General features: G+C 75.1%; 17 protein-coding genes. 8 read left to right on the forward strand and 9 right to left on the reverse strand.

Going from position 1 to position 26,702, the window contains the following annotated elements; genetic code table 11:
* Positions 1 to 167: 167 nt before the first annotated feature.
* From ABD343_RS08235 to ABD343_RS08245, 3 genes are all read right to left on the reverse strand, one after another.
* A complete protein-coding gene (locus ABD343_RS08235) occupies positions 168 to 1,340 on the reverse strand; it encodes a cytochrome P450 (protein ID WP_344525668.1) in 1,173 nt (390 codons plus the stop codon).
* 376 nt (positions 1,341 to 1,716) lie between these two features.
* The gene (locus ABD343_RS08240) at positions 1,717 to 2,160 is read right to left on the reverse strand and encodes a GntR family transcriptional regulator (RefSeq protein ID WP_344525670.1); all 444 of its coding nucleotides are present in this window, start codon (positions 2,158 to 2,160) and stop codon (positions 1,717 to 1,719) included.
* Positions 2,153 to 2,941, reverse strand: a complete 789-nt coding sequence (locus ABD343_RS08245) for a hypothetical protein (protein ID WP_344525672.1) — start codon at positions 2,939 to 2,941, stop codon at positions 2,153 to 2,155. Before ABD343_RS08245 ends, ABD343_RS08240 begins: the two co-directional genes overlap by 8 nt.
* Positions 2,942 to 3,014: 73 nt before the next feature.
* On the opposite strand from ABD343_RS08245, the gene ABD343_RS08250 reads away from it, so the two are divergent.
* The 8 genes from ABD343_RS08250 (at position 3,015) to ABD343_RS08285 (ending at position 8,821) form a co-directional block, all read left to right on the forward strand.
* Entirely contained in the window at positions 3,015 to 3,182 is a 168-nt protein-coding gene (locus ABD343_RS08250) for a hypothetical protein (protein ID WP_344525674.1), read from the forward strand.
* A 504-nt stretch (positions 3,183 to 3,686) separates the two neighbouring features.
* A complete protein-coding gene (locus ABD343_RS08255) occupies positions 3,687 to 4,418 on the forward strand; it encodes a helix-turn-helix transcriptional regulator (RefSeq protein ID WP_344525676.1) in 732 nt (243 codons plus the stop codon).
* Positions 4,419 to 4,530: 112 nt separating this feature from the next.
* Positions 4,531 to 4,746: a hypothetical protein gene (locus ABD343_RS08260; RefSeq protein WP_344525678.1), complete on the forward strand. Its 216-nt coding sequence runs from the start codon at positions 4,531 to 4,533 to the stop codon at positions 4,744 to 4,746.
* A 78-nt stretch (positions 4,747 to 4,824) separates the two neighbouring features.
* Positions 4,825 to 5,445 carry a MauE/DoxX family redox-associated membrane protein gene (locus ABD343_RS08265; RefSeq protein WP_344525680.1) on the forward strand — a complete coding sequence of 207 codons (621 nt, stop codon included), beginning with the start codon at positions 4,825 to 4,827 and terminating at the stop codon, positions 5,443 to 5,445.
* A 25-nt stretch (positions 5,446 to 5,470) separates the two neighbouring features.
* Positions 5,471 to 6,010 carry a thioredoxin domain-containing protein gene (locus ABD343_RS08270; RefSeq protein ID WP_344525682.1) on the forward strand — a complete coding sequence of 180 codons (540 nt, stop codon included), beginning with the start codon at positions 5,471 to 5,473 and terminating at the stop codon, positions 6,008 to 6,010.
* Positions 6,011 to 6,015: 5 nt separating this feature from the next.
* Positions 6,016 to 7,917, forward strand: a complete 1,902-nt coding sequence (locus ABD343_RS08275; RefSeq protein ID WP_425578137.1) for an ABC transporter ATP-binding protein — start codon at positions 6,016 to 6,018, stop codon at positions 7,915 to 7,917.
* Positions 7,914 to 8,489 carry a S24/S26 family peptidase gene (locus ABD343_RS08280; RefSeq protein WP_344525686.1) on the forward strand — a complete coding sequence of 192 codons (576 nt, stop codon included), beginning with the start codon at positions 7,914 to 7,916 and terminating at the stop codon, positions 8,487 to 8,489. The genes ABD343_RS08275 and ABD343_RS08280 overlap by 4 nt, the downstream gene beginning before the upstream one ends.
* Positions 8,490 to 8,551: 62 nt before the next feature.
* On the forward strand, positions 8,552 to 8,821 hold the full coding sequence (locus ABD343_RS08285; RefSeq protein ID WP_344525688.1) for a hypothetical protein: 270 nt from the start codon (positions 8,552 to 8,554) through the stop codon (positions 8,819 to 8,821).
* Positions 8,822 to 9,148: 327 nt separating this feature from the next.
* Here ABD343_RS08285 and ABD343_RS08295 read toward each other — a convergent pair whose 3' ends face one another.
* The 6 genes from ABD343_RS08295 to ABD343_RS08320 form a co-directional block, all read right to left on the reverse strand.
* A complete protein-coding gene (locus ABD343_RS08295) occupies positions 9,149 to 9,850 on the reverse strand; it encodes a SpcZ (protein ID WP_344525690.1) in 702 nt (233 codons plus the stop codon).
* A gap of 4 nt (positions 9,851 to 9,854) precedes the next feature.
* Positions 9,855 to 10,733, reverse strand: a complete 879-nt coding sequence (locus ABD343_RS08300) for a TauD/TfdA dioxygenase family protein (RefSeq protein ID WP_344525692.1) — start codon at positions 10,731 to 10,733, stop codon at positions 9,855 to 9,857.
* 86 nt (positions 10,734 to 10,819) lie between these two features.
* Positions 10,820 to 11,575 carry a hypothetical protein gene (locus ABD343_RS08305; protein WP_344525694.1) on the reverse strand — a complete coding sequence of 252 codons (756 nt, stop codon included), beginning with the start codon at positions 11,573 to 11,575 and terminating at the stop codon, positions 10,820 to 10,822.
* On the reverse strand, positions 11,469 to 12,623 hold the full coding sequence (locus ABD343_RS08310) for a GSCFA domain-containing protein (RefSeq protein WP_344525695.1): 1,155 nt from the start codon (positions 12,621 to 12,623) through the stop codon (positions 11,469 to 11,471). The genes ABD343_RS08305 and ABD343_RS08310 overlap by 107 nt, the downstream gene beginning before the upstream one ends.
* A gap of 41 nt (positions 12,624 to 12,664) precedes the next feature.
* Entirely contained in the window at positions 12,665 to 22,399 is a 9,735-nt protein-coding gene (locus ABD343_RS08315; RefSeq protein ID WP_344525697.1) for an amino acid adenylation domain-containing protein, read from the reverse strand.
* The gene (locus ABD343_RS08320) at positions 22,399 to 26,376 is read right to left on the reverse strand and encodes a non-ribosomal peptide synthetase (RefSeq protein WP_344525699.1); all 3,978 of its coding nucleotides are present in this window, start codon (positions 26,374 to 26,376) and stop codon (positions 22,399 to 22,401) included. Before ABD343_RS08320 ends, ABD343_RS08315 begins: the two co-directional genes overlap by 1 nt.
* Positions 26,377 to 26,702 lie beyond the last annotated feature (326 nt).

Raw genomic sequence — 26,702 nt, forward strand, 5'->3', positions numbered from 1 at the left:
GTCCTTCGCCGCGGGCCGTGGGCCGTGGACCGTGGACCGGCCGCGCCGCTCGCCGGAGCGGAGCGGGCGCGGCCGGGATGCGCAGAGTTGGTCGGCATGTCACCAGATGCGCCACGCCTGCTTGTTCGTCACCTGCTGGAGACGCCGGATGAACTTGCGCATGCTCTTCACCTCCTGTCGTCGCTCGATAGGGCCGCCGTGGCGGAGGACGCGGTGGTCGCCCGGCGGTGGAGCCGGAAGTCGGGCGGGGTGATGATCCCCTGGATTCTGGGCCGGGCGGAGCCTTCGCGCACGGACAGCCGCGCCCCTTGGGAGAGGGCGGCCAGCAGGGCGCCGGCCGTGTCGAAGGCGACCGAGGCCCCTGAGCACGCGCGGGGACCGGCGCCGAACGGCAGGAACGCGCCGCGGACGGTGTCGTGGGCCCACCGGTCGGGCCGGAAGCGGTCCGGCTCGGGCCAGATGTCCGGGGCTCGGTGGAGGAGGTACGCGCAGACCGCGACAGTCTCGCCCGGCTCCAGCGGAACGCCTGCCACCGCGTGCGGCAGCCGTACGGTGCGCGTGTACAGCCAGGCGACGGGCCACAGCCGGAGGGCCTCGCGCACGGCCCGTTCCGGAGGCACCGTGGCCAGGTCGATACCGTCCCGGTCGGCGAGCAGCAGTGCCCAGGCGACTACGTGGGCGACGGGCGCGACGCTGGTGCGGAACAGTTGGAGGTAGGCACCGGCGATCTCCAGCGCGTCCGTCTCCGCGGGCGTCGCGAGGCGGACCGCGTCCAGCAGGTCCTTCGGCGCGAGGCGGGCGGGGGCGGCGCGTCGCTCCCGTACCTCCTCGGCGATCGCGTGATGCACCCGCGCCCGCAGAATGTGCTGCGGCGCCCGCGCCAGGAGGCGGGGCGCGCGGATCAGAACGTCGTGCCGGTGGACGCAGCGCGCCACGAGGGCGCGTAATCGGGGGCCGCTGTCCGGGTGCAGCAGCACGTCGTCGAAGGCCTGGTGTACGAGGACGCGGCCCGTGTGCGGCCACAGCGAGTGTTCGCCCAGCGTGGCCACGGCGCGCGGCAGCGCGTCCGGGTGGTCGGCCAGGTGGGCGCGCAGCGCCCGGCGGGCCGCTCGTCCGACGGCCACCTGCGTCGCGGGATCGGCCAGGTGGCCGCCGCGCGGGCGCAGGAAGTCGGTGACCTCCTCGTAGCACCGCCCGTTGTCCCGCAGCACCCGCACCGCCGATTCGGGATCGGCGACGCACAACGCCCCGTCGGGCATACGGAACGGAGTCCCCCGGTCCCGTGCGGCCCGTTCGACGAAGCCGATCGGATCCCGGCGGAACGCGCCTCGCGCAGTCATGAGCCGTGCCCCCTCCCGCCCTCCCACCGACGCGGCCTGACGACGCGTGGCCTGCAGGCATTCTCGCCCCCTTCGTCGGCGGAGGGAGCAGGAGAAGACGGCTATGACCGGAAATAGCCGAGGAAGCCCGGCATCCATATCCGCCCGCCCCGTAGGCGGAGACCGCTCTCCGGCTCCCCCCACCTGCTCAGGGGCGACTGTCCCGCCGTCCGTCCCCCGTCGGGTACGGCGCATCAGAGAGAGCAGAAGGAACCGGCCGGAGCGCGCTCACGCCAAGGACGGCGGCGCGACCATGAGCCACGTGGTGCGCCTGCCCTTCAGCGCGAAGAAGGGCGCGCCCGAGCGGGTGGGTGCGGCCTGGACCGGCTCGGCCGTCTCAGTGGCCGCCGGTCACCATGGAGCCTCCCGCAGTGTTGTCGGCGGTGGGCGACGAGGAGGCGGGCCGCAGGTCCAACGCGTCGTGGACGGCGGTCAGGATTTCCTCGGCGTCGGCCCCGAGCGCTCGGGCGGCGGCGGTGAAGTCCCTGGCCAACGTGGACAGGTGACCCGCATCGGGGCTGCTCGGCCCGGGAGGGAGCGCCGCGACCCGGGTGCCCGCGCCGCGGCGGGTGCGGATCAACTGGGCTGCCTCCAGCTCGCGGTAGGCGCGGGCCACGGTGCCCGGCGCCAGACCGAGGTCGGCGGCGAGCTGGCGCACGGTGGGCAGCCGCTCGCCCTCGACCAGGCAGCCGGTGCGGATCAGCGCGGCGAGCTGGGAGCGGATCTGCTCGTAGGGCGGCACCTGGCCCGTGGTGTCGACGCGGACGGCGGGGTCATTCATCGCCGAACGTCCCGTCGTCGGCTGCCTCATCGTCGACCGCCCGGGGTGCCACCACGGTGATCAGGGACCATCCGAAGGTGAACAGGCCCAGCAGGCCCAGGGGGCACACGGCCATGAGGGTGGCCGCGCCCAGCGGGCCGGCGCAGGTGTTCTCGGTGAGCGCAACGAAGATCATCAATACGGTGAGCAGCAGTTGGCTCGACACGAGCAGTCCCCAGGCTCCGGTGATCGCCCACGCGCGGTTGCGGCGCTGCTGGTCGTCGCCCGGGCCGTGGGCGATCCGGCGCAGCGCCCACAGGCAGGCGGGGGTTGCGACCGCGAGGGCGGCGAACATCGGGCCGCTGTAGTACAGGCCGGGCCAGGGGCCGAGGGAAGCAGGCACTCCTTCGCAGGTGACGGTGATGGCACGCCCCGCGCCGCCCTTCCGGTCGGGGGAGGCCGTGGCCATAGCGGCCAGCAGCAGGGTGATGAGGCATGCCGCCTGCACCAGCAGCAGGGGCGTCATCCGGGGCGGTACGTGGGTTCGGACGAGGCGCGGGGCGAGGGTCGCGGTGCGCACGGCTTCCTGGGGAGGCAGGGTCAGGGCGTCGCCGAGCAGGACACCGCCCACCGCGCACAGGCCGAACGCGGTGATGGCGAACACGAGGGGCATCGTGATGTCGACGCTGCCCATCGTGGCCAACTGATGCGCGGTCACGGTGCCGATGGCCAGCCCGGACCAGCGGGCGTAGCGGTCGACGTGTTCGAGGAACCGGGACTCGAACGGGACGGTGTCGAGCATGTGGAGATCCCCCAGGCCACCTTGTATCGAATGGTTGACACAAGATGTCCCAGCGGGAGAACTTGTGTCAAGCATGCGGTACAAGGTGGCACTCGACCGGAAGATCGACTACCTGTTCTTCAGCGACCGAGGCTGGGACCTGGTGGGCGGAGACGTGGTGCGTACCGGCTCCGAGCTGTACACCGACGGGCTGCTCAGCGACCACTGGATGGTCAGGGGCCAGATCCGCCCGCCGGCGTGACACCACCGCGGTGAGGCAGCCGTCGGCCCCGGTGCTGTCTCCCTCTGGGGAGCGGGCGGCGCCGGGGCCGCTTCGCGCTCCCGTCAGCGCTTCACGCGATGGCGGAGGTGGACCACGCGCGAGCCGAACGTGCGGGTCCTGACGAGTTCGAGCCTGGGGAGCCGCCTCCAGAGCGTGGCGAACTCCTGCCTCGGCGGACGCGTTCGACGCGTACGGCCACCGGACGCCGCCGGACTCATCGCGACTCGCGGAATCCCCCCGGCTCCGGGCCCGGGGCCGTATTCGGCCGCCCGGATGGCCGAAAGCCAGCAGTTGGCACACAACGACAAACTCCTGGCACTCCGCGCCAAGGCGGATATGGCGGTTTTCCGCGAAGATGACGGGCGGCCGTGCCCAGGGCTGTCGGCCGCCGGGCGGGGAGGGACCGGGGGGGGGACCGTGCATGCTCATCGTCATGTGGGCTGTCCGCGTGTGCGGTTACGGCCGGGGGTGCTGGGCTGTCGTATGCGGGAGAGCCCGGGCGACGACGCGCCCGGGACGTTCGGGTTCCGCAACGACGTGGTGACGCTGGCCGTGGGGGTCGGCGGCTCGTTGCGGGTGCTGGGCGCCGAGGGCGCGAAGGGTGGTGCGGGCGGAGAGGTCACGGCCGTCGTCGCCGGTCTCGCCACCCGGTCCCGGGCCATGATCCAGTACGGCGGGCCGGGCGCGGTGGAGATACTGCTCGAACCGTGGGCCGCCTTCGCCCTGTTCGGGCCCTCGATGCAGGGGCTCGCCGACTCCGTCGCGTCCCTCGCGTCCGTCCTCGGGGCGCGCTTCGGCGAACTGGGCGACGCGCTCGCCGGCACGTCCGAGTGGCAGAAGCGCTGCGCCGCGCTCGACTCGGTCCTGGCCTCCTGGGCCGCCGCCGGTCCGGTCGGCTCGCCGCAGGTGCGCGACGCATGGCGTACGTTGCGGCGTACGGGTGGCACGGTGCCCATCGGGCAGCTCGCCGGACAGAGCGGCTGGTGCTGGCGTCTGTTCGAGGACCGCTTCCGGCACCAGACCGGCCTCACCCCGAAGAAGGCGGCCCGTACCGTACGGCTGCGGTGGGCGCTCGAACTGCTCGCGCGCGGCAGCAGGCTCGCCGACATCGCCGCGCGGTGCGGTTTCAGCGACCAGGCCCACCTGTGCCGCGAGGTGAAGGCGATGACCGGGCGTACGGCGCGGCAGCTCCGTCACGCGTCGGCGGCCGACTGAGCGGACTCAACGGGCGAGCGGGCGAGGGGGCGTGCGAATTTCTTCAATACACCGCGCGCCGCCCACGGCACTGTGTTCAGCGCCGTTCTTGATCCGGCCGAAGGAGATGCCAATGCTCGCAACCATCGAAGCCATGGGCAGCAGGCTGCTCGGCACACTCGTTCCGCAGGTCGACGCAGCAGCCGCGGGGAACATCCAGCCGTGCTGGAACGCCTGCTGGCAGTGCAACAGGCTCTACGGCCACCCGTCCGCCAGGTGCAGTTGCAACGCGCCGTGCTGCGCGCTGGGCGGCGACCGCTACGAGTGCCTGTGCGGCCGGTGTCCGTGATCCCGGGCCGGCACCGTCAGGACGTCCAGGGCGTCGCGTAGCGGCGCCACCGGCACGGCGGAGGGGAGGGGAGGCAGCGTGCCGTACGCCGCCTTGGGGCTGCGCTGTCTGATCGGCCTGGTGTTCCTCGTCTCGTCGCTGAGCAAGGTGGCCGGGCGGGGGCGCTTCCGTGCCTTCGCCGCCGCCGTCGAGGCCATGGGGCTTCCCCGTCACCGGGTCGTACCGGTGGCGGGGATCGTGGTCCTCGCCGAGTTCGCCGTGTGGCTGCTGCTGGTGCTCTCACCCGCCGCCGGGTTCCCGCTGGCGGCGGCGCTGCTGGGCGTCTTCGCCGCGGGAATCCTCGTCGTGCTGCGGCGCGGCACTCCGGTGCCGTGCCGCTGCTTCGGCGCCTCCGCCCCGCTGCTCGGCCGCAGGCACGTGGTGCGGAACGCGGTGCTGGCCGTGGGCGCCGTCGCCGGAGCGGTTGCGGTGTCCCTGTCCGGCGGGGGCTGGGGTGGGGCCGGGGGTCTGACCGATGGGGCGGTTGTGGCCGTCGCGGCGGTCTCGGGCCTCTGCGTGGCAGGCGTCGTCGTCATCCTGGACGACCTGCTCGAACTGTTCCGCCCGCTCCGGCCCACCCAGCCTGCCCGGTCCGCCCAGCCCGCCCGTTCAGGGGTTCCCCGAGGCCACAGCGCCCCGCACCGTTCCTCCGCCAAGTGACCGTCCCTCAGCCACTGGAGAGACCATGCCGTTCCTGATCGTCGCCGTCGTGTTCGTCGGCCTGCTGTGCACCCTGGACCTCGTCCTCAGCCTCGGGGTGATCAAACGGCTCCGGGAGCACACGGATCTGCTCAGCGCGCTCAACGGCCGGGCCTCCCTCGCGGCCGGGGAGGAGGTCGGGGAGTTCACCGCCGTCACGGTGGACGGCGTCGCGGTGAGCCGGGCGGGGCTCGCGGACGACACCCTGGTGGGCTTCTTCTCCCCCGGCTGCGCGGCGTGCAAGGAGCAGTTGCCGAAGTTCGTGGCCTACGCCCGGGCGCTGCCCGGCGGCCGGGCGCGCGTCCTCGCCGCCGTGGTCGGCGACCCGAAGCGCACCGCCGCCATGGTGGCCGAACTCGCCCCGGTGGCCCAGGTGGTGTCCGAGGCGCCGAACGGCGAGGTGGGTTCGGCCTTCCGGATCGCCGCGTTCCCCGTCTTCCTCACGGTGTCGGCGCGGGGCGGCGGGGCCCGTGTCGTCTCGGACGCCCGGGTCGATCTGGAGCACCTCCCCTCCGCGGTGCTGTGAGCGCCGTGCGCGAGGGCGAGCCGGAAGGGGCGGCTGGGGCCGGTTCGCCGACTGCGGTGCGCCGGTTCGCCGCCGCCGTGGCGCTCTGCGTACGGGCGGCGCCCGGCGTCTTCGTCGCCCATACCGTGCTCGCCCTCGTCACGAGCACGACGCCGGTGGCCTCGGCGTGGCTGATGAAGCTGATCATCGATCACCTCGTCCACCGCGGTGCGCCGGGCACACTGCTGGCCCTGACCGGGGGGCTCGGCACGGTCGGGCTCGTCTCCGCGATGCTGCCGCAGCTCCTCCAGTACCTGCGCGGAGAGCTGGACCGCGAGGTCGGACTCCGCACGCAGGAGCGGCTGTTCACCGCGACCGGGCGGCAGGTCGGCCTGGGGCGGTTCGAGGACCCGCACTTCCTCGACCGGCTCCGGCTGGCCCAGCCCACCGCCGGAATGAACCCGAACGATGTCGTGGCGGGCGTGCTGAACGTGGTACGCGCCGCGCTCACGATGGGCGGGTTCGTCGGCTCGCTCTTCCTGCTGGGGCCCGTGATGGCCGGGCTGCTCCTGCTGTCCGGTGTGCCGATGTTCGTCGGCGAGATCCATCTGTCCCGCCGGCGGGCCCGCATGGTCTGGGAGATCGGCCCGGTGGAACGGCGGGAGTTCTTCTACAACGACCTCCTTTCGAACGTGCAGGCGGCCAAGGAGATACGCCTCTTCGGCACGGGCGGCTTTCTGCGCGGCCGGATGCTGGCCGAGCGGCGTACCGCCAACGCCGCCAAGCGGACCATGGACCGGCGCGACGTCGCGGTCCAGACCGGGCTCGCGGCGCTGGCCGCCGCGGTGTCGGGGACCGGGCTGGTGTGGGCGGGCATGGCGGCCCAGCGCGGGGTCCTGTCGATCGGCGACGTCACGATCTTCATCGCCGCGATCGCCGGTATGCAGGGCGCTCTGGCCACCGTGGCGGGGGAGATCGCGCGTTCCCATCAGGCGCTGGAACTGTTCGGCCACTACCTCGCGGTCACGACGGCGGAGCCTGACCTGCCGGTCGCCCCCGCTCCCCTGCCCGTCGCCGCGCTGCGGGACGGCATCACGCTGCGGGACGTGTGGTTCCGCTACTCGCCGCAGCACCCCTGGGTGCTCCGGGGCGTCACACTGCACATCCCGCGCGGCCGTACGCTCGCGCTGGTCGGCCTCAACGGCGCCGGGAAATCGACCCTGGTGAAGCTTCTGTGCCGGTTCTACGACCCGACCAAGGGCACGATCCTCTGGGACGGGGTCGACATCAGAGAGGTCGACCCCGCCCAGTTGCGCCGACGGATCGGCGCGGTCTTCCAGGACTTCATGCACTACGACATGACCGCGACCGAGAACATCGCCCTGGGCGACCTCGACGCCCTCGACGACGCGCCACGGCTGCGCTCCGCCGCGCGCCGCGCGGGCGTCCACGACACGCTCGCCGCGCTCCCCCAGGGCTACGAGACGCTGCTGAGCCGGACCTTCTTCATGACCTCGGACAGCGAACACGGGCCGCTGGACGGTGTCGCCCTCTCCGGCGGTCAGCGCCAACGGCTCGCCCTGGCCCGGGCGTTCCTCCGCGACCGGTGCGACCTGATGATCCTGGACGAGCCGTCGGCGGGCCTCGACGCCGCCGCGGAGCACGAGGTGCACAGCTCGCTGCGGGAGCACCGCCGGGGACGTACGAGCCTGCTCATCTCTCACCGGCTCGGGACCCTCCGCGACGCCGACGCGATCGCGGTGCTGGACGACGGCGAACTCGTCGAACTGGGCGACCACGCCACGCTGCTGGACGCCGCGGGCCGATACGCGCAGTTGTTCGCGCTCCAGGCATCCGGATACCGGGACGACGGGGCCGGGGAGCCCGCCGGGTCGGCGGCCCTGACGGCGAGGGAGCGGTGCTCGTGAGGCGCGTGCGGGGCGGTCGCGCCGGGGTTGCCGGTGCCGGTGCCGCCGCCGTCACCGGCACCTCCGCCGTCACCGCCGCCGTCACCGCCGCCGTCGCCGTCACCGTCGTCGGTGCCGTGCTGGCACGGCGCGCGCTGGCGCTCGTGACCGTGCGCGGCCGGAGCATGGAGCCGACCTTTCACGACGGCGATCTGGTCCTCGTCGTGCGCACCCGTGCGCTCTCCGCCGGGCGGATCGTCGTCGTCGAACGTCCGGCTGCCACCGGCGGCTGGAGCACGCCGCCGCTGGGCCGGACGGCGTCCGCCGCCGCGGTGCACGAGCGGCAGTGGATGATCAAACGGGTCGCGGCGGCGCCGGGCGCCCTGCCTCCCCCGGGGGTCTCCGGCGGACGCGTGCCGCCCGGCCAGGTCGTTCTGCTCGGTGACAACCCGCGCCGCAGCGTCGACTCACGGCAGCTCGGCCACTTCCCCGCCGCGCGGGTGCTGGGCGTGACGCTGCGCGTCCGGGCAACGCATCGCCCGGAGGCCGTGGGCGGCGCGCGCACGGTGCTGGGCGGAGTGGGCGCAGGGTGACGCTTCCGCGCCCGCGGGTACGCCCTTCGCGACATCCCTCGCTCGGTGTCCTGCTGTGCTGCGTGCTGCTCGCCCCTCCCCTGAGCGGGTGCGGGCTCTTCGACGTCGACCCGGCCCCGTATTCGGTGATGCTCTGCTGGATCTTGTCCTTGATGGCGCGGGTCACCCCGTTCTCGTCCGTGGCGATCATGGAGTTCCAGGCGCGGCTCTCGTGCCGGTACCGGAGCATCGACATGACCGCCGCCTCGCTGACGCTGAAACGGTGCGCCGGCTCGCCGGTCGTACGGCCGGTGACGACGTCCTCCAGCATGGCGGCCGCGTCCGCCCGATGAGCGCGGAAAGTGTCTCGTCCCGCCGCCCCGCACCCCGCAGCACCGCCCGTGCGCGCACGGCCCGGCCGGGCGTGGCGGGACGCCGTCGGCGAGATCCGCCGCGGCATGCTGGTGCGAGTCGAAGCTACGTCGAACGGTATCCGGTTACGCACTTCAGGCCGGAAGGATCAGCATTGCCGGCTGCTGTCGGAGGAGTTCCCCGATTACCGATGCGGTGACGGTGCGCGAGATCGCGGACAAGGCCGATGTGACACCCAAGACGGTCTTCACGCCCTGTGAGCGGCCGCCGGGCCTCGTATGCCCCTCCTCCCCACCGTGCGCCGATCCTCACGCAGGCCCGCCGCGTACCGCCTCCCCCTCCAGGCACTTCAGCAGTCCTTCCGCCAGCTCGCGGCGGGCGGACGCGCGTGCGGCCCGTGCCTCGGGGGAGCCGTCGGTGTGCGGGGCGGCCGCCGCGCGGGCGTACGCCCGCGCGCGGGCGGCGGGGTGGCTGCGCGCGAAGGCGGCGCCGTCGCCGGTGGCGTACGCGGCGGCGAGGGCGCGGGAGTTCGCGGCGGCGTTGGCCTGGGCGAAGGCGCGGGCGTTGGGCTCGGTGGTCTCCTCGGCGTAGGTGCGGCCGTAGGCGTCGGCCTCGTCCTCGCCGTAGCCGTTCGCCACCGCGTACGCGCGGGCGTTGGCGTGGGCCGTGGCGTACGCGTCGGCGTAGGCGAACGCGTCCCGGTAGACGGCGAGCAGGACCGGCTCCAGGACCTGGGTCCACGCGTCGGGCGTGCCCGGCCGGCCCGCGAGTGCCGCGCGGTGGGCGTCGGCGAGCGCGTCGCAGGGCGCGGTGTCGCGGCCCGTACGAGCGGCGGCGCGGGCGAGCAGCGGCAGCACGGTGCCGAGGTGCCAGGCGTGGACGGCGCCGAGTCCCGCGGGGACTTCGCGCGCGGCCGAGGCCCGCTCCGCCTCCTCCCCCGCGTCGAGCGCCGAGAGCAGGTCGCGGGGCCAGGCGGGCGCGGGCCGCGCGGTTCCGTTCGGCGTACTCATCGCGTCAGGCCTCCGGGCGGGTGCCGTCGATGGCGACGCGGCGGCCGTAGCGGGAGTGCGGGAAGTAGTCCCAGACCGCGTGGTGCTGCACACAGCGGTTGTCCCAGAACACCAGCGTGTTCGGCTGCCAGCGCACCCGGCACTGGAGCAGCGGCGTCCCGGCGATGTGCGCGTACAGCGTCTCCAGGACCGCGCCGCTCTCGGCGGCCGAGAGCTGGGTGATGCGGGAGGTGTAGGGCGCGTTGACGAACAGCAGCTTGCGGCCGGTCTCCGGGTGGCGGACGACGACCGGGTGCTCGGTGCGGGGGATGTCGTACTCGGGCGGCGGGGTGCGGCCCGCCAACTGCCAGGGGCGCGCGCCGTCGTGCAGGGCGGTCAGCCCGTCCAGGAACGTCCGGAAGGCCGGGGAGAGCACCTCGTAGGCCAGGTGCATGTTCGCGAACAGGGTGTCGCCGCCGCTGCCGGGCTCCGGCGTCCGGGTCAGGTACAACATCGAGCCGAGGGAGGGTTCGGGGTCGGCGGTGCCGTCCGCGTGCCAGCCGTTGCCCGCGACCTCGCGCGAGGCGCTGTCCGCGCTGATCTCCAGTACGTACGGGTCGGCGTCCTCCTCCGGGAGCGCCACCAGGTGCAGGGGGCCGAAGAGGCTCGCGAACCGTTTGTGGTCCTCGTCGGTGAGGTGCTGGTCGCGGAAGACCAGCACGTGGTGGTCGGTGAACGCCCGCTTGACCTCCTTCTCCTGTTCCGGGGTCAGCTCCTCGGAGAGGTCCAGTCCCGAGACCTCGGCGCCGAGGACGGGGGTGAGCGGGGCGACGGACAGGGTCTCGTACGGGACGTGGGGGCGGGTGGTGAGCTGCTCCAGGGCCTTGAGCGCGGTCTCTTCCATCACATCTCCTTCGTGGCACGGGAAAGGGGGCGGCGGGTTCGTGGGGGGGGCGGGCGGGGTGGCCTGCCCGGGGTGGTCTGTCCGGGTCACAGGCCCCGGGCGAGGAGGTCGGAGACGATCAGGCGGCCGAAGGCGAGGTTGCCGTGGATGGCGTCGTCGGCCTCGCAGAACGCCGGGCGCTGGAGGCCCGAGCCGTCGGTGACGCGCTCGCGCAGGTCCACCAGTTCGATCTCCAGCTCCTCCAGCGCGGCGCGGACGACGTCCTGGGCCGCGAGGAAGGCGTCGGTGTCGCACATGCCGGGGACGCGCTGCGGCGGCAGCACCGCCACCACCCGCAGTCCGAGTCCGCGCGCGTGGGCGTAGAGGGCGAGGGCACCGCGCACCATGGTCCGCACGATGTCCGCGAAGAGGCCGCCGTCCGGGAAGCCGGGGGCGAACGCGCCGTCGCGGTCGCGGTAGATCCGCCAGTACTCGGTGGTCGCGAGGGTGTGCGCGCTCAGCCCGAAGGTGGCCACCAGCGGCACGCCGCGCGCGGCGAGGCCGTCCAGCCCGGTGACGCCGAGCGCGGCGAGGTGGGCGCGGTAGAGGCGCTCGGCCTCCGGGTCGCGGAACGCGATGTCCGCGCCGCGCGGGTCGTAGAAGTCCGCGTTGAACTCGCGGGCCGAGCCCAACGGGCCGCCTTCGAAGGGCAGGCGGGCGGCCCGCGCCGCGCGGCCGATCGGGCCCGCGTGGGAGTCACCGAGCAGGAGGAACCTGGCCTGTGCCTCCTCCTGGGCGGCCGCCTGGGCCGCCGTCTCCCTCGCGTCGGTCGGGGCTGTAGTAGTCGAGTACGGCGTCTTCACACGACACGTCCTCTCCGCTGTCGGAGCCGGGGGCAGGGGCGGGGGCGGGACCGGGGTGGGGGCCAGGGTGAGGGCCGGGGTGAGGCTCGTCGCGCAGGGCCGCGAAGAAGTGCCGCATCACGAACGCGACGCCGTCGGGGCTGACCGTGCGCAGGTTGGGGCCGTACGCGGCGCCCCGGAAGGGGTGGCCGGTGACCAGCTCGTAGGCCGGGAAGTAGTCCACGTACGGGCTCTCCTGGGCGAGCTGGCCCGCCGCGACGCGCAGGACGGACTTCGCGTAGCAGGTGGCTGTCAGTACGTGCGCGCCGGTGGCCGTCGCGGTCAGCGGCACCGGCGATACCGTCAGCAGTACCCGCAGCCCGGGGGCCGCGCGGCGGGCCAGCGCCACGGCGGCGGCCAGGTCCCGGTGCACCTCGGCCGCTGTGAACTGGTGGAGGGCATGGCGGTCCGGATCGAACGTGCCGCGCACCGTGCCCGGGCACACCTGGTGCACCGTGCCGTCGGCGGTGTCCCGCCACGCCTCGGTGAGGCCCAGCGTGAAGACGAGGCAGCCCGCCTCGGCGACGCCGCGCCGCACGGCCTCCAGGGTGCGTTCGCGCGCGGCCAGTACGTCGGCGGGGGCGGCGTGGCCGTCGGGCTCGACGGAGGGGCGGTACGGGTCGAAGAACCGGCCGTCCTCCTCCCACACCTCGCGCGGGGGCTCGGCCTCGCCGAACGCCCAGCGCAGCCACTGGAGCAGCGCGGCGGCGGTGTAGAGGCTGCCGGTGCGGAAGGAATAGTGGCCGTACTGCCGGGCGTCGCGCTCGGCCGGGGTCAGTCCGGGCGGCGGCAGCTCGGCCTCGTACCAGTGCATGCCCTCCTCGCGCAGCGCGGGCCCGATGTGCCGGGCGAAGCAGGAGCCCGCGGTCAGGACCGGCTCGTCCGCGCCGAGGGCGAACGCGGGTGACCACAGGCCCTCGACCGGCGCGGCGAGCGGCGCGTCGGGCGCCCGTTCCCCGAGGGCGGTACGCCAGAACGAGCGGGACGGGAGGGACGCGTACGGATGCACGAACCTGGCCTCTTCCTGTTCCTGTGTCTGTTCCTGTGCCGTCAGTGGGTGTTGATCGCTTCGGCGACGCGTTCGACATGCGGGGCGGCGACCAGTTCGTAGTGCGTCGCCTCCACCTGCCGTACGTCCGCGCCGGAGCCCAGGAGCGGAGTCCAGGGCGAGGACGAGCACGAGGGCGAAGGTGAAGGTGAAGGTGCGGGGAGGTGGGTGACGGAGCGGGTCGCCAGCCACACCGTGCTCGGGGTTTCCGCGAGGGGCGGCGGGCGGTGCGTCGCCATCGCCGTGAGGTTGGCCCGGCAGCACCGCGCGAGCCGCTCGGCGTACGCCTGTCCGGCGCCTCGGGCGGGTCCCGAGGGGGTGGCGGTGGCATTGCCGCGCAGCTCGTGCGCGAAGACCGCGTCCAGAGCCTCCTCGTCGTAACCGGCCAGCAGCGGGCCCGCGTCCGGGGGCGGCGGATCCAGCAGATAGGCGTGCGCCACGGGCGACGCCGCCGCCTCCGCCTCGGCCGCCATCGACTGGACCACCCAGGCCCCGAACGACCATCCGGCCAGCCGGAACCGGGTCAGCGGGTCCGGGAAGCGGGAGCGGAGCGCGGCCAGGTAGCGGGAGGCGCGCTCGGGGACCGTCCAGGGCGGGTGACCGGGGTCCGTCAGCGCCGGGTCCGGGATCAGACACACCGTCAGGTCCGCGTCGAGCGCGGAGACGAGGGGGCGGTACGCCTGGATGTCCCCGCCGACGGGATGGACGAGGCACAGCACCTCGCGTCCGGTGCCCTGCTGCCACACCTCGACCGCGACCGGCTCGGAAGCGGGAGCGGGAGCGGGAGCGGGCGCGGGAGCGGGCGCCGGGCCGTGTCCGAGTCTGGTGAGCAGCTCGTTCACGCTCACCCGGTGGCTGAGGCGGGAGAGGTCGAGGTCGGTGCCGTAGAGCCGTTCCGCCTCGGACAGCAGGTCCAGGAGCAGCAGGGAGTCGGCGCCGAGGTCGTAGAGGGACGCATCGGGATCGAGGGTCCCGACTCCGAGCAGGCGGCGTACGACCGAGGTCAGCTCCTCTGCGGGGTCGTCCGGTCCCGGGGAAGGGCGCGGGGAAGGGGGTGTGTCCTGCCGGGGCGCCGGAACGGGGGCGTAGAAGTACCGCGCCTCCTCCAGCGGGGTCGTGGAGACGAGCACGTGCGGAAGCCGCAGCTCGACGGCCGAGCCGAGCACCTCCAGTCCCTCTTCGGTGGTCAGTCCGACGGCCAGGTGGGCCTGGTGGCGGGCGTCGGTGCCGAGCGCGTCGCGCGCCATTCCGGTCTCGCGCCAGACGTCCCAGCCGATCCCGGCCCGGACCGTGCCCGCAGTGCCTGCCGCGCTCGCTGTGCCTGCCGTGCCGTCCCCGCCCTCGGGGTCGTACTGGGCGAAGGCGTCCAGGGCGCCGTTGGCCGCCGCGTAGTCGAACTGGCCCGTCCCGCCGAAGGCGGCGGCCATCGACGAGCAGTACACCGCCAGTTCCGGGCGCCGCTCCGTCACCAGGCGCTCCATCAGCAGCGCGCCGCGCACCTTGGCCCGTACGGCCCGCCGCACGGCGTCGGCTCCGGCCTCGGCCCCGCGGCGCACCAGCAGCGATCCGGCGGCCACGCCCGCGGCGTGGACGACGGTCGTCGGGTCCCCGTGGCGGGCCAGGAGGGGCGCGAGTCGGGCCAGTACGTCGTCGAGCGCGTCCTCGGCGAGGTCGGCAGCGACGACACTCACGCGGTCGGCCCACCGTTCCAGGGCGCGCGGCGGCTCGGCGCGGCGGGCGAGCAGGACGACGTGGTCCGCGCCGCGTTCCAGCAGCCAGGCGGCGATGGCGCTGCCGATGCCGCCGGTGCCGCCCAGGACGAGGTGGACGCCGGGGCCCGTCGTCGGTGCCACGGGGCGGGGCGGGGCGACGGGCTGGTGCACGGGCTGCCACCAGTAGCCGCGGCGCAGCGCGAGCCTCGTACCGGAGGCGGGGGCGGAGGCGGGCCCCGCTCCGGCTCCCGGTACGGGCTCGCTGTCCGCGAGGCCGAAGACGTGGGGCAGCAGGTGCGCCCAGTCGGCGGGGTCCGGCGTCGGGAGATCCAGCCAGCGGGCGTCCACGCCCAGTTCCTGGCGCGGCACCTCCACCGCGCCCGCCAGCAGCCCGAGTTCGGGGCGCCGCACCGGGCCGTCCACGGGCTGCGCCGTGTGCGACAGCCACCACACGCGCGGGCGCCGTTCCTCCGGCAGCCGGGCGAGTGCCCGGCACAGCGCCGCCGGGGCGTCGAGGCATGCCCGGCCGGCGTGCTCCGCCGTCTCCTCCCCCACGGGGCCTTCCACGCCCAGCGGCAGCGCGTGCAGCCACTCCACTCCCCCGGGGGCGTCCCGGGTGACCTCCTCCAGCAGTCGGGCCAGCGCGTCGGGGTCGGTGTGGGCCGCCGGGTCGGTGACGTGGACGATCCGGGGCCCGTGCTCGTGCTGGGCCAGGCCCTTCCAGCGCGGCCGTGCCCCCGCGTCGTCGGTGACCACGACCCAGGCGCGTCCCGGGGGCGGCGCGGCGTTCTCCGTCGCCCGGCGCGTCCTCGTCCACACCGTCTGGTGCAGCCAGCGGTCCTTCGGCGCTCTTCCGGGCGCGCCGGGGAGGGTGCCGGTGCGCCGGGGGAAGTCGAATTCCGTCAGGTCGAAGGCGGGCGGCGGGAAGTCCCAGGGCGCCTGCGCCGGGCCCTCGGGCCAGTCGATACGGGCGCCCGCCGTCCACGCCTCGGCCAGCGCCTGCGGGGGCATACCGGCCGCGGACACCCGCTCCGCCCCTCCTCCGGCGAGCGGAGGCGGGTCCGCGAGGTCCGGTCCCCGACCGTCGCTGAGCGTACGCAGCCAGGCGACCGCCGACGCGGCGTCCGGGCACACGGCCGCCGCCCGGCAGGCCGAGGCCGACACCGACACCGACACCGACGCGGACGCCGAAACCGACGTTGACGCCGACGCGGGGCGTCCGGCCTGGAGATGGCGCAGCACCTGGCCGTATCGCTCCGGGGCCCGCGTCAGATAGTCGGCGATCCGTGCGGCGTCGGTGCGGAGCGCGGAGGGGCTGTGCGCGGAGAGCGTCACGCAAGGCGGCGGCCCGGGCCGGGGTCCGGGCTCCGACTCCGGCTCGGGCTCCGGCTCCGGCTCCGGCTCCTCCGGGGCGCCCTCGTCCGGCGGGTTCTCCAGCATGAGATGGGCGTTGGTGCCGCCGATGCCGAAGCTGCTCACCGCCGCGACGCGCGTCCCCGCCCTCGGCCAGGGTTCCGCCGCGGCGGGGAAGCGGAACGGCGCGGCGTCGTCGCCGATCTCCGGGTTGAGGCGGTCGAAGCCCACGGTCGGCGGGATCACCCCGTGGTGGACGGCCAGCGCCGCCCGTACCAGTCCGACCACGCCCGCCGCCGCGCCCAGGTGCCCGAGCTGGCTCTTGACCGAGGAGACGGCGCACGCGCGGTCCGGGTCCGGGGGCGCCTGAGGCAGGTCGTACGCCTGTCGCAGCGCGCCCATCTCGACCGGGTCGCCGAGCCGGGTGCCGGTGCCGTGCGCCTCGACGTAGCCGACGTCGGCCGCCTCCCGGCCGCTGCGCCGCAGGGCCGTACGGATCACCTCGCGCTGTCCGGCCAGGGACGGGGCGCTGTAGCCGAGCTTGTCCGCGCCGTCGTTGTTGAGGGCGGAGCCGGTGACGACCGCGTAGACGGTGTCGCCGTCCCGGCGGGCGCGCGCGAGGGACTTGAGGACCACCACGCCCGCCCCGCTGGCGCCGACCGTGCCCTCGGCCCGGTCGCTGAAGGGGCGGCAGTGGCCGTCCGGGGAGAAGATGTGCTGCGGCCGGTACACGTAGCCGTCCGTGAGCCGGGCGTCGACGAGCACCCCGCCCGCGAGCATCACTCCGGCCTCGCCCTGGCGCAGCATCCCGGCCGCGACATGGACGCCGACCAGGGAACTGGCGCAGGCCGCCTGCACGGTGAGGGCGGGCCCGGTCAGGCCCAGGTGGTAGGCGGCCTTCGTGGCGAGGAAGTCCTTCTCGTGGTGGAGCGCGAGGCGGAAGGCGTCGGGCAGCAGCGCGGGGTCGCCCTCGGTGAGGAGGTCCTGGAAGTACGTGCTCTCGCCGCATCCGGCGACCAGCCCGACGTCCTGGGCGGAGGGGTCGGCTATGCCCGCGTGGGCCAGCGCCTCGGCGCAGGTCATCAGCAGGTGCCGCTGCTGCGGGTCCATGAGCCGGGCCTCGTGCGGGCTGATGCCGAAGCGGTCCGGGTCGAAGGCGAGGAGTCCGTCCATCTGGCTGCGGGCGCCGACCAGTCCGTCGGCGGCGGGGAAGTGCTCGATGCCGGTTCCGGCGCTCTCGACCATGCGCCAGAACGCCGCGAGGTCGGCGGCGCCGGGCAGCCGTACGGCCATGCCGACGACCGCGACGGGCTCGTACGGGGAGTGCGCGAGGGGGGCCGGGGCGGTGGCCGGGACCGGGGCCGGGGCCGGGGCCGGAGTCCCGTAGCGGTCGTCGCCCTCAAGGAAGCGGTTCAGCCGGCGCACGGTGACGTGTTCGAACAGGTCCGCCACCGTGAACGACAGCCCCAGCTCGGACGTGCAGCGCAGATGGAAGCGCATCAGATCGAGGCTGGTGGCGCCCGCGTCGAAGAACCGCTGGCCGGGCGCGACGGGCTTGCCGGTGGCCTCCGTGAACGCCGCGCACAGCCGCGCCTCCCCCGGCGAAGCCTCGACGTCGGACGCGAGGCCAGGCTCTGTGGCGGGCGCGGTGGTGCCGCTGGTGCCGCCGGGCGTCAGCTCCCGGCCGGGCGCGGCCAGTGCGGCCCGGCGGTCCAGCTTGCCGCTCGGCGTACGCGGCAGCGTCCCGACCCGGCGGAAGGCGCGCACGCGGACGTGGGCGGGCAGCAGCCCGGCGAGGTGGGCCGCCAGCTCCTCGGCGTCCGGGCCGCCCTGACCGGATTCCTGACCGGGTTCCTGGCCGTTGTCGTCGCGGCACCGCACGACGGCCACGAGGCCGCCGTCCTCCAAGCCGACCGCGGCGCCCAGGACCCGGGGGTGCCGCAGCAGCGCCGCCTCGACCTGGCCCGGCTCCAGCCGGTGCCCGCTGAGTTTGATCTGGTCGTCCGCGCGGCCCGCGTGGTGGAACAGCCCGTCCGCGTCCACGCGGGCGAGGTCGCCGCTGCGGTAGAAGCGCCGGAGGGCGCCGTCCTCGCGGCGTTCGGTGAACCGTTCCCGGTTCAGTTCCGGGTCGTCCAGGTAGCAGGGGGCGGCCATCGCGCCGCCGATGAGCAGGTGTCCGGTCGTGCCCGGCGGCACGGGCTCGCCGCCCTCGTCCACGACCCGCAGCCGGGCGTTGGCCACCGGCTGTCCGATCGCGGGCCGCTCCGGCCAGGAGGCGGGGTCGCCCGAGAGACACAGCGCGCTGACGACGTGGGTCTCGGTGGGCCCGTAATGGTTGAACAGCCGCGCGCCGGGCAGCCCGGCGAACCAGCTCCGGATCGCGTCGGTGCACACGAGCTGTTCCCCGGCCGTGATCACCTCGCGCAGCCGCGAGGGGAAACGGCCCTGGCGGACGCCGTGTTCGGCGAGGAGCTGGAGGGCGACGCAGGGGAGGAAGAGCCGCTCGGCGCCCGCGCGTTCCAACTGGCCGAGGAGCGCGGTCATGTCCCGGCGCCACGCGGGGCGCACGAGGTGCAGGGTGCCGCCCGCGCAGAGGGTCGTGAAGATCTCCTGGAACGACACGTCGAAGGAGAGCATCGAGAACTGCTGGGTGACCGCCGCCCCGTCCAGCCCGCCGTGCTCGCGCTGCCAGTGCAGCAGATTGCAGAGCGTACGGTCCGGCACGTCGACGCCCTTGGGGGCTCCGGTGGAGCCGGACGTGAACAGGGTGCAGAGGGGACGGAGTCCCCGGTGCGGGGACGAGGGAGGGAGCGGCGCGGCGGGCGGCGGATCCGCCGACAGGTCGACGACGAGCCGCCGCGGGCCCTGCCGCCCGGATTCCGCCAGCTCGTGCGGTTCCCCGGCCCAGTCGTCCCCGTCAGGCCCGTCGGCCGTCACCAGGACGCAGCGGGGCGTGGCGCGTTCCAGGATCTCGCGCAGCAGCGCGGGCGGGTACGAGGGGTCGAGCGGGACGACCGTCACGTTCCGGCGCGCCGCGGCCAGCAGCGCGACCACGTGCTCGGCCGACGGCGGCAGGTACAGCGCGACGCGCGCGGCCTCGGCCGGGTCGTCCGGTACGGGGAGCCGGTCGGCCAGCGCGGCGGCCCGCGCGTCGAGTTCGGCGTACGTCCAGGTGCGTACGCCGTCGGTCACGGCGGGCGCGTCCGGCGTCCGGCGTGCCTGGCGGGCGAAGCCCTCGGCGACCGTGGTGAACGCCGGGGCGGAGACGGGGCCCGTGCCGTGGTCGGGCAGCGCGCGGCGGTAGGGGGCCACGAGGGAGACGAGGGTGGGGCCGTCTCCGTCCGCGCCGGTCTCCGCGGCGCCCTCCGCATCGGTCTCCGCGGCGCCCTCCGCATCGGCCTCCTCGCCGGTCAGCAGGTCGATGCCGCGCCGGAAGAGCGCGTCCGCCGCCGCCACGCGCTCCGCGTCGAGGCGGCCCTCGGCGTACTCCCACAGGCACTCCAGTTCGCCGCCGCGCTCGACGACGGAGAGCGTGAGCGCGCACTTGGCCTGCCGGGGTTCCGGCCACAGCGGGCGGGCGGGGCAGCCGGGGAGCGCGAGCGCGTCGAAGTCGGTGTTCTCCAGGACGAACAGGAAGTCGAACGGGTCTCCCCCGCCGCCCGCGAACGCGCCGTCGCGCAGCACGTCCGCAAGGGCCACGTCCTGCCGGTCGAGGACCGCCGCGGCGGCGTCGGCCTGCCGCCGCAGCAGGTCACGGAGCGATCCACGGGGCGTCAGTTCCTGGGGCAGCAGCACCGTGTTGGCGAACATGCCGACCGCCGTCTCGAACTCGGCCACCGGCCGCCCGGCCACCGGCGCCGCCACCAGGGGGCGCGTGCTGCCGGTGATGCCGTACAGGCTCCACGCGTACACCGCCAGCAGCACCTGGAACCGCGTCAGGCCCAGCTCGGCGCCCAGCCGGTCCAGGCGTGCGCGGCGGGCGGCGCCGAGCGTCGTGCACAGCAGGCGCCCCGCGGCCCTCTCCCCCGCTCCCCCCTTATCTCCCGCTTCCCCCGCCGGGGCGTCGGTGTCTTCGAGGGCCGCGTAGTGCTCCCGCAGGGCGCGGCGCTGCTCGCGGTAGGCGTCGGTGGCGTGCCACTCCCGCTGCCAGGCCGCCGCCTCCAGCGGCGAGACCGGCGGCGCGGCGGGAGACGGCGGCTCGTCGTCCGGTGCCGGGGCGGCGAGTTCGCGGAACAGGACGTTCAGGGACCAGCCGTCGACGGCGATGTGATGCGCGTGCAGCAGCAGGACCGGGCCGTCCGCGTCCTCGACGAGGCCCACGCGCAGCATGCGCGGTACGGCGAGGTCGAAGGGCGGCGCGAAGAAGCGCCGGGCGGCGGCGCGCCAGTCCTCGCCCTCGCGGGCTCCGTCCCCGCCCTCGCGCTCGTCGTCCTCCCACGGGTCATAGGGGGCTCCGGTCTCCTGGCGCAGCCCGTCCGCCGTGGCGCGGAACGCGGTGCGCAGCGCGGGGTGCCGGGCCACCGCGCCACGCAGCGCGGCCCGCAGCGCCGTCAGGTCCGGGGTGCCCTGGAGCCGGAAGGCGAGCGGCACGTCGTAGGCACGGCCGTGCGGGTCGCGCTGGTGCAGCAGCCACAGCCGTTCCTGCTCGGAGGTGGCCGGGGCACTCATGACACTCGGGGCGCTCGTGGCCCCGTCAGGCGCGGCGGGCGCGGGGACGGGGACGGGCGGGTACGCGGGTTCCGTGCCGCCCTCCGTGGCCCCCGCCGCGACGGCGTCGGCCAGCGCAGCGAGGTCGGACGTCAGGATCAGGGCCTGCGGGAGGTCGACGCCCCAGCGGCGGCGTACCTCGAAGCGCAGCCGCAGGGCCTTGAGCGAGTCGCCGCCGACGGCGACCCAGCGGTCGCCCGGGCGCGGGTCGGACACGTCCAGGAGGCGGGCCGCCAGCGCGAAGAACCCGTGCCGTTCGCCGGCCGGTGCCGCTCCGTCCTCCTCGCCGCGGGCGTCGCGCCAGGGTTCGGCCCCGGAGCGCAGAAGCGCGTGCTCGTCCACCTTGCCGTTCGGGGTGAGGGGCAGGTCCTCGACCCGGTGGGTGCGATGCGGGTGCATGTACGGCGGCAGGGTGGCCGCCAGATGGCGGCGGTACGCGTCCAGGCTCAGCGGGGCCGGGGCGCCGGGCCACGGCACCACGTAGGCGAGGAGTTCGTGTGTGCCGTCGGGGCCGCGGCGTGTGCAGACCCGTACCTGCCGTACGGCCGGGTGCGCGGCGATCTGCCGTTCGACCTCGCCGGGCTCGATACGGAAGCCGCGCACCTTCACCTGCCGGTCCGCGCGGCCGACGTGGGTGATCAGCCCGTCCTCGCCCCGGCGGGCCAGGTCCCCGGTGCGGTACCAGAGCGCGCGGCCGCCGTCGTGCCAGGGCAGCCGTACGAAGCGGCGTGCCGTCTCCTCGGGCAGGTTCCGGTATCCGGCAGCGAGTCCCGCGCCGGACAGGTACAGCTCGGCGACCTCCCCGGGTCCGGCGGCCCGTGCGCCGTCGGCGACCAGCAGGGCCCCGGTGGCGGGCAGCGGACGCCCGACGGGGACGGATCCGCCCGTACGGTCGGCGTCGCGCGGGATGGGGTGGCACAGGGCGAACGTGGTGCACTCGGTGGGTCCGTAGATGTTGGCCAGGACGGTCGGGCTTCCGGGGTTGTCGCGGTACCAGCGCCGCATGCGTGCCGCGTCGAGCTGCTCGCCGCCGACGAGGACCCGGTCGAGGGTCGAGAAGCAGTCCGGCACCGCGTCGACGACGGCGTTGAACAGCGCGGTCGTCACGAACATGGTCGCGACGCGTGTCTCCCGCAGGGTGTCGGCGAGCAGCCGCGGGTCCTGGAGCCGTTCGTCGGCCAGGACCACGCAGGTCCCGCCCGTGACGAGCGGCACCCACACCTCGTAACTCAGCGCGTCGAAGGCCGGGTTCGACGCGACGGCGCACCGTGCCCCGGCCGCCGGGCACTCCCAGCCCGGCTCGGCCAGCCGCAGGATCCCGGCGTCGCGGACCTCGACTCCCTTGGGGCGGCCGGTGGTTCCGGAGGTGTAGAAGAGGAAGGAGACGCCGGTGCCGTGCCCGGGCCCGTGCCCGGGCAGGGGCGACGCGGCGTCCGGCGGCGGGACCTCGTCGCCGGGAAGCGGGGACGTGTCGCCGGGAAGCGGGGCCCCATCCCCGGGAAGCGGGACCTCGTCACCGGGAAGCGGGGTCCCGTCGCCCGCGTCCGTACCGAGCAGCTCGCCTACGGACAGAAGCCGCGCCCCTGCCGTAGCCTCCGGGGTCTCCTCGCCGTCGCCCCCGTCGTGGACGAGCGCGACGGCCGCCGAGTCCTCCAGGACGTGGCGGCTGCGGGCCGCCGGGCTCTGCGCGTCCAGCGGTACGACGGTCGCGCCCGCGCGGCGGATCCCGAGCATCACGCACACCAGTTGCCACGAGCGCGGCAGCCGGACGGCCACGCTCTGGCCCGCCGCCACGCCCCGGGCGCGCAGCCCCCGGGCGACCGCGCGGCTCAGCGCGTCCAGCGCGGCGTAGTCGAGCACCCGGACGCCGTCCTCCACGGCGGGCGCCGCCGGGGTCCGGCGGGCCTGGTCCAGTACGGCGCCGACGAGGGTACGTACGGGCGGCGCCGGAGCGCGGCGGGCCATCACTCCTCCCCCGCGAGCGCGGTCAGCTCGTCCTGGATGAGCCGTGCGACGCGTGGCGCGCCCCCGCTCTCCAGGACCTCCCAGTGCCCGCAGTCCAGCGGTTCGGCGTGGAACCCGCCCCGGGCGCGGCGCCGCCAGAAGTCCCGGACGCCGGCGAGGTCGGCGGGGTCGGCACCGTCGCCCGCCGCCTGGGCGAGGACGGTGCGGGCCGGGGTGGGGGCGGGGACGTGGTCGCGGGCGGTCATCCGGTGGTGGTTGTAGATCCGGTGGTACTGGTCGATCTGCGCGTCGTCGATGCCCGGGTACATCCCGTTGAACTTCACGAGCTTGTCGCGGAATTCGACCATGTCCACGGGCGCGACCGCGGCGCGTACCGCCGGGTCGTCGGTGGCCTGGGTGTCGAGGAGGACGACGCTCACCGCGCGGCGTCCGGCCTCGGCGAGGAGGCGGCCCATCTCGTGGGCGACGAGCCCGCCGTAGGAGAGGCCGGTCAGGACGAGGGGGGCTTCGGCGGGGAGTCCGAGGGGTTCGAGGAGTGCGAGGTAGGCGCGGGCCATGGCCTCGACCGTGGGCGGGTAGTCCTCGCCGGGGTGGATGCCGGGCGACTGGATGCCGTACAGGCCGACGCCGTCCGGCAGTTCCTTGGCGAGGGTGAGATAGCAGAAGGCGGTGCCGCCCGCGGGGTGGACGCAGACCACGCGCGGCCCGGCCCCGCCGGGCCCGGTGGCGCCGGGGCGGAACTCGATGAGGTCGCGCGGCAGTCCGTCGGGCGGCGGGCCTTCGCCGCCTCGGCGGACGAGGGCGGCGAGGTCCTCGATGGTGGGGTGCAGCACCAGGTCGCGGACGGGCACGGTCACCCCGAGCCGTTCCTGGACGGCGTGGACCATCTTGATGCCGGAGAGGCTGGTGCCGCCGATGTCGAAGAAGCTGTCGCGGACGCCGATGTCGGTGTGGAGCAGGATGCTCCGCCATATCTCGTACAGGACCAGTTCGGTGCGGTCGCGGGGGCTGGCCACGTTGACCTGTGCCGGGGCGGCCTCGGCGGCCTGCCGCAGCAGCTCGGCGCGGTCCAGCTTCCCGGTGCGGCCCAGCGGCAGCGCGGGCAGGTCCACGACGCGGGCCGGGATCATGTAGTCGGGCAGCAGCTCCGCGAGGGCTGCGCGCCACTCCGCCGCCGGGCGCGGGGGCCTCTCGCCGCGTCCGACGCCCGCGACGAGGCACGGCTCGCCCGAGGCGTCCTGCCCGGTCACGACGGCGGCCTCGCGCACGCCGGGGAGGGTGAGCAGCGCGGCCTCGATCTCCGCGGGTTCGATACGGAAGCCGCGCAGCTTGACCTGGTCGTCGGCGCGGCCGAGGAAGAGGGCTGTGCCGTCGGGGAGCCTGCGGGCCAGGTCGCCGGTGCGGTAGACGCGGGCTCCGGGGACGAAGGGATCGGGGAGGAACCGCTCGTCCGTCAGGTCGGGGCGGTGCAGATATCCGGCCGCGAGGCTCGCGCCGCCGACGTACACCTCGCCGGTGACGCCGGGCGGCACCGGCCGCATCCGGGCGTCCAGGAGATACATGCGGGTGCCCGCGAGGGGCCGCCCTATGGGGCACTGCCGTTCGAAGGGGCCGGGGTCGTCGTGCGCAGTGGTGTAGAGCGTGGCCTCGGTCGGGCCGTACCCGAAGCGGATGCGCAGGTCCGGGAGGTGCTGCCGCATGCGGTGCAGCGCGGCCTCGGGCAGCGATTCGACGCCGGTGAGCAACTGCCGCAGGCTCAGCCCGGCCAGCCGCTTCTCGGGGTCCTCGTCGATCCACCGCACGAACGCCGGGGGCAGGAACGCCTGCACCACGCGGTGTTCGCGCAGCCACTCCATCAACGCCTCGGGGTCGGCGCGCAGTTCTTCGGGGACGAGGTGCAGCTCGCCGCCGGTGGTCAGCGGCATCAGCAGCTCGTGGACCGAGGCGTCGAAGCCGATGCTCGACCACGCGGAGGCGGCCTCGCCCGGCGCGCCGCCCATCCGCGCCAGCCAGTCGTCGAAGAGGTTGAGGACGCTGCCGTGCGTCACGGCGACGCCCTTGGGCCGCCCGGTGGAGCCGGAGGTGTAGAGGACGTACGCGAGGCGCGCGGCATCGTGCGCCACCGGAACCGGCGGGGACGCTCCCTCCTCGCCGCCCTCGGCCTCGACGGCGGCCAGGTCCAGCCACTCGGCGGGGCCTTCGGCGCCGTCGCGGTCGCGGTCGTGGTCGCTGAGCACGAGCGCGGGGGCGGCGTCCTCGACCATCGCCGCGAGGCGGCGGCGCGGCTGGGCCGGGTCGAGCGGGAGATAGGCGGCGCCCGCCATGAGGACGCCGAGGACGCCGACGGCCAGTTCGGGGGTGCGTCCGGTGTGCAGGGCGACGATCCGGCCGGGGCGTACGCCGCGCGCGGTGAGGGCGCGGGCGAGGCGGGCGGCGCGGCGGCCGAGCGTGGCGTAGTCGAGCCGCCGGTCACCGCAGACGAGCGCGGTACGGTCGGCGCGCGTACGGACCTGCTCCGCGAACCGCTCGACGAGGCCGCCCGGCGCGTACGGCGGGGGCGGCGCGGCGCTCGCGTCCCAGTCGGCCAGCAGCCGCTGCCGTTCGCCGTCGTCCATCAGCTCCAGCTCGCCGACGGCGGCCCCGGGCCGTGCGGCCATGTCCGTGAGGAGGAGCCGCAGATGGCGCGCGTACCGCTCGGCGGTCTCCCGGTCGAAGAGCGCCTCGGCGTAGTCGAGGTGGCCGATGACGCGTCCGCCGGTCTCGGTCACCGACAGCGCGAGGTCGAACTTGGCGGGCGCGTGCGGGATGGGCAGGGGCTCGACGTCGACGCCGGGCAGGGTCAGCAGCCCGTCGCGCCCGGGCACCCAGGCGCACATCGTCTGGAACAGCGGGGTGTGGGAGGCGCCGCGGGGCGGGTTGACGGCCTCCACGATCCGTTCGAAGGGCAGGTCCTGGTGGTCGAGGGCGCCCCGGAGGACGCCGCGCACCCGGGAGAGGGCCTCCTCGGCGGTGGGCTCGCCGGACAGGTCCACGCGCAGGGGCAGCGAGTTGACGAAGAAGCCGATCAGCCCGGCGACCTCGCCGGTGCGCCGCCCGGCGGTCGGGGTGCCGACCACGAGGTCGTCGCGGCCGCTCAGCCGCGACAGCAGCACCGTCCATCCCGTCAGCACGGCCGTGAAGAGCGTGCCGCGCCGACGGCGGGCCAGCGCCCGTAGCGCGGCCGTCACCTCGGCGTCGAGGGCGAACTCGACGCGTCCGCCCCGGTGGTCCTGCTCGGCGGGCCGGGGCCGGTCGGCGGGGGCGTCGGAGAGGGGCGGCGCGCCGCGCAGCGTCTCCTCCCAGTAGGCGGCCTGCGCGTCCAGGCCGCCGGAGAGGATGCGGGAGCGCTGGGCCTCGGTGTGCTCGGCGTACTGGAGCGGGAGGGGCGGCAGCGGGTCGGGGCCGGATCCGGGGTCGGAATCGGGGCTGGGGCCGGATTCGGTGCCGGGGGCGCCGTGTCGCGAGGCGGCGTAGAGGCGGCCGAGTTCGTCCAGCATGACGTTCATCGACTGCCCGTCGAAGACCGTGTGATGGATCGTGAGCAGGAGGACGTGGTGGCCGGGCGCGAGCGCGACGAGGGCTCCGCGGGCGAGCGGGCCCCGCGCGAGGTCGAACGGCGTGGCCGCGTCCTCGCGTCTCAGCTCCGCGAGCCGCGCGGCGGCGGCGTCGGCGGGCAGGGCGGTGAGGTCGTGCGTCTCCAGGGCGAAGCCGGTGCCGGGCGGGCCGACGATCTGCCGGACCTCGCCGTCGACGGCCACGAGGCGGGTGCGCAGGGTCTCGTGACGGGCGGTCAGCGTGTCCAGGGCGCGGCGGAGGAGGTCCGGGTCGAGCGGGCCGCGGAGGGTGAAGGCCATCGGCTCGTTGTAGGCGGCGTTCGCCCCAGGAAGCTGGGAGAGGAACCACAGCCTCTGCTGGGCGAAGGAGGCAGGGACGGACATGGGCGCGCTTCCCCTCTCGCACGGTACGGGGGGTGGTGGGGTGAGGAAGAGGAGGTCACGGGAGTCGCGGGACAGGGTGGCGGCCGAACGGGACGGCGGCGCCGACAACACCGACAACGTTGCCAGCGCGTGCCGGACTTGCCCTTCCGCGCTCGTTCTCCGGCATGCCGCGCACCAGCTCCCAGCTCTCGGCGCCGCACGCGTGCGGCAACGTCAGGGACACCGGCGCCGGCCGGGGCCGCCGGGACACCTCACGATGATGATCACCCCTCGGGTGGCTGTCAATGGCACCCTTTCCGCTGCGCACACGCCCTGGACGGACCGGC

This window comes from Streptomyces albiaxialis (assembly GCF_039530985.1).
Lineage (GTDB): Bacteria > Actinomycetota > Actinomycetes > Streptomycetales > Streptomycetaceae > Streptomyces > Streptomyces albiaxialis.

Coding starts and splice junctions, on each gene's coding strand:
- ABD343_RS08320 (WP_344525699.1), bottom strand. CDS start 26,376: ATGTCCGTCCCTGCCTCCTTCGCCCAGCAGAGGCTGTGGTTCCTCTCC.
- ABD343_RS08295 (WP_344525690.1), bottom strand. CDS start 9,850: ATGAGTACGCCGAACGGAACCGCGCGGCCCGCGCCCGCCTGGCCCCGC.
- ABD343_RS08270 (WP_344525682.1), top strand. CDS start 5,471: ATGCCGTTCCTGATCGTCGCCGTCGTGTTCGTCGGCCTGCTGTGCACC.
- ABD343_RS08255 (WP_344525676.1), top strand. CDS start 3,687: ATGCGGGAGAGCCCGGGCGACGACGCGCCCGGGACGTTCGGGTTCCGC.
- ABD343_RS08250 (WP_344525674.1), top strand. CDS start 3,015: ATGCGGTACAAGGTGGCACTCGACCGGAAGATCGACTACCTGTTCTTC.
- ABD343_RS08235 (WP_344525668.1), bottom strand. CDS start 1,340: ATGACTGCGCGAGGCGCGTTCCGCCGGGATCCGATCGGCTTCGTCGAA.
- ABD343_RS08240 (WP_344525670.1), bottom strand. CDS start 2,160: ATGAATGACCCCGCCGTCCGCGTCGACACCACGGGCCAGGTGCCGCCC.
- ABD343_RS08245 (WP_344525672.1), bottom strand. CDS start 2,941: ATGCTCGACACCGTCCCGTTCGAGTCCCGGTTCCTCGAACACGTCGAC.
- ABD343_RS08300 (WP_344525692.1), bottom strand. CDS start 10,733: ATGGAAGAGACCGCGCTCAAGGCCCTGGAGCAGCTCACCACCCGCCCC.
- ABD343_RS08260 (WP_344525678.1), top strand. CDS start 4,531: ATGCTCGCAACCATCGAAGCCATGGGCAGCAGGCTGCTCGGCACACTC.
- ABD343_RS08315 (WP_344525697.1), bottom strand. CDS start 22,399: ATGGCCCGCCGCGCTCCGGCGCCGCCCGTACGTACCCTCGTCGGCGCC.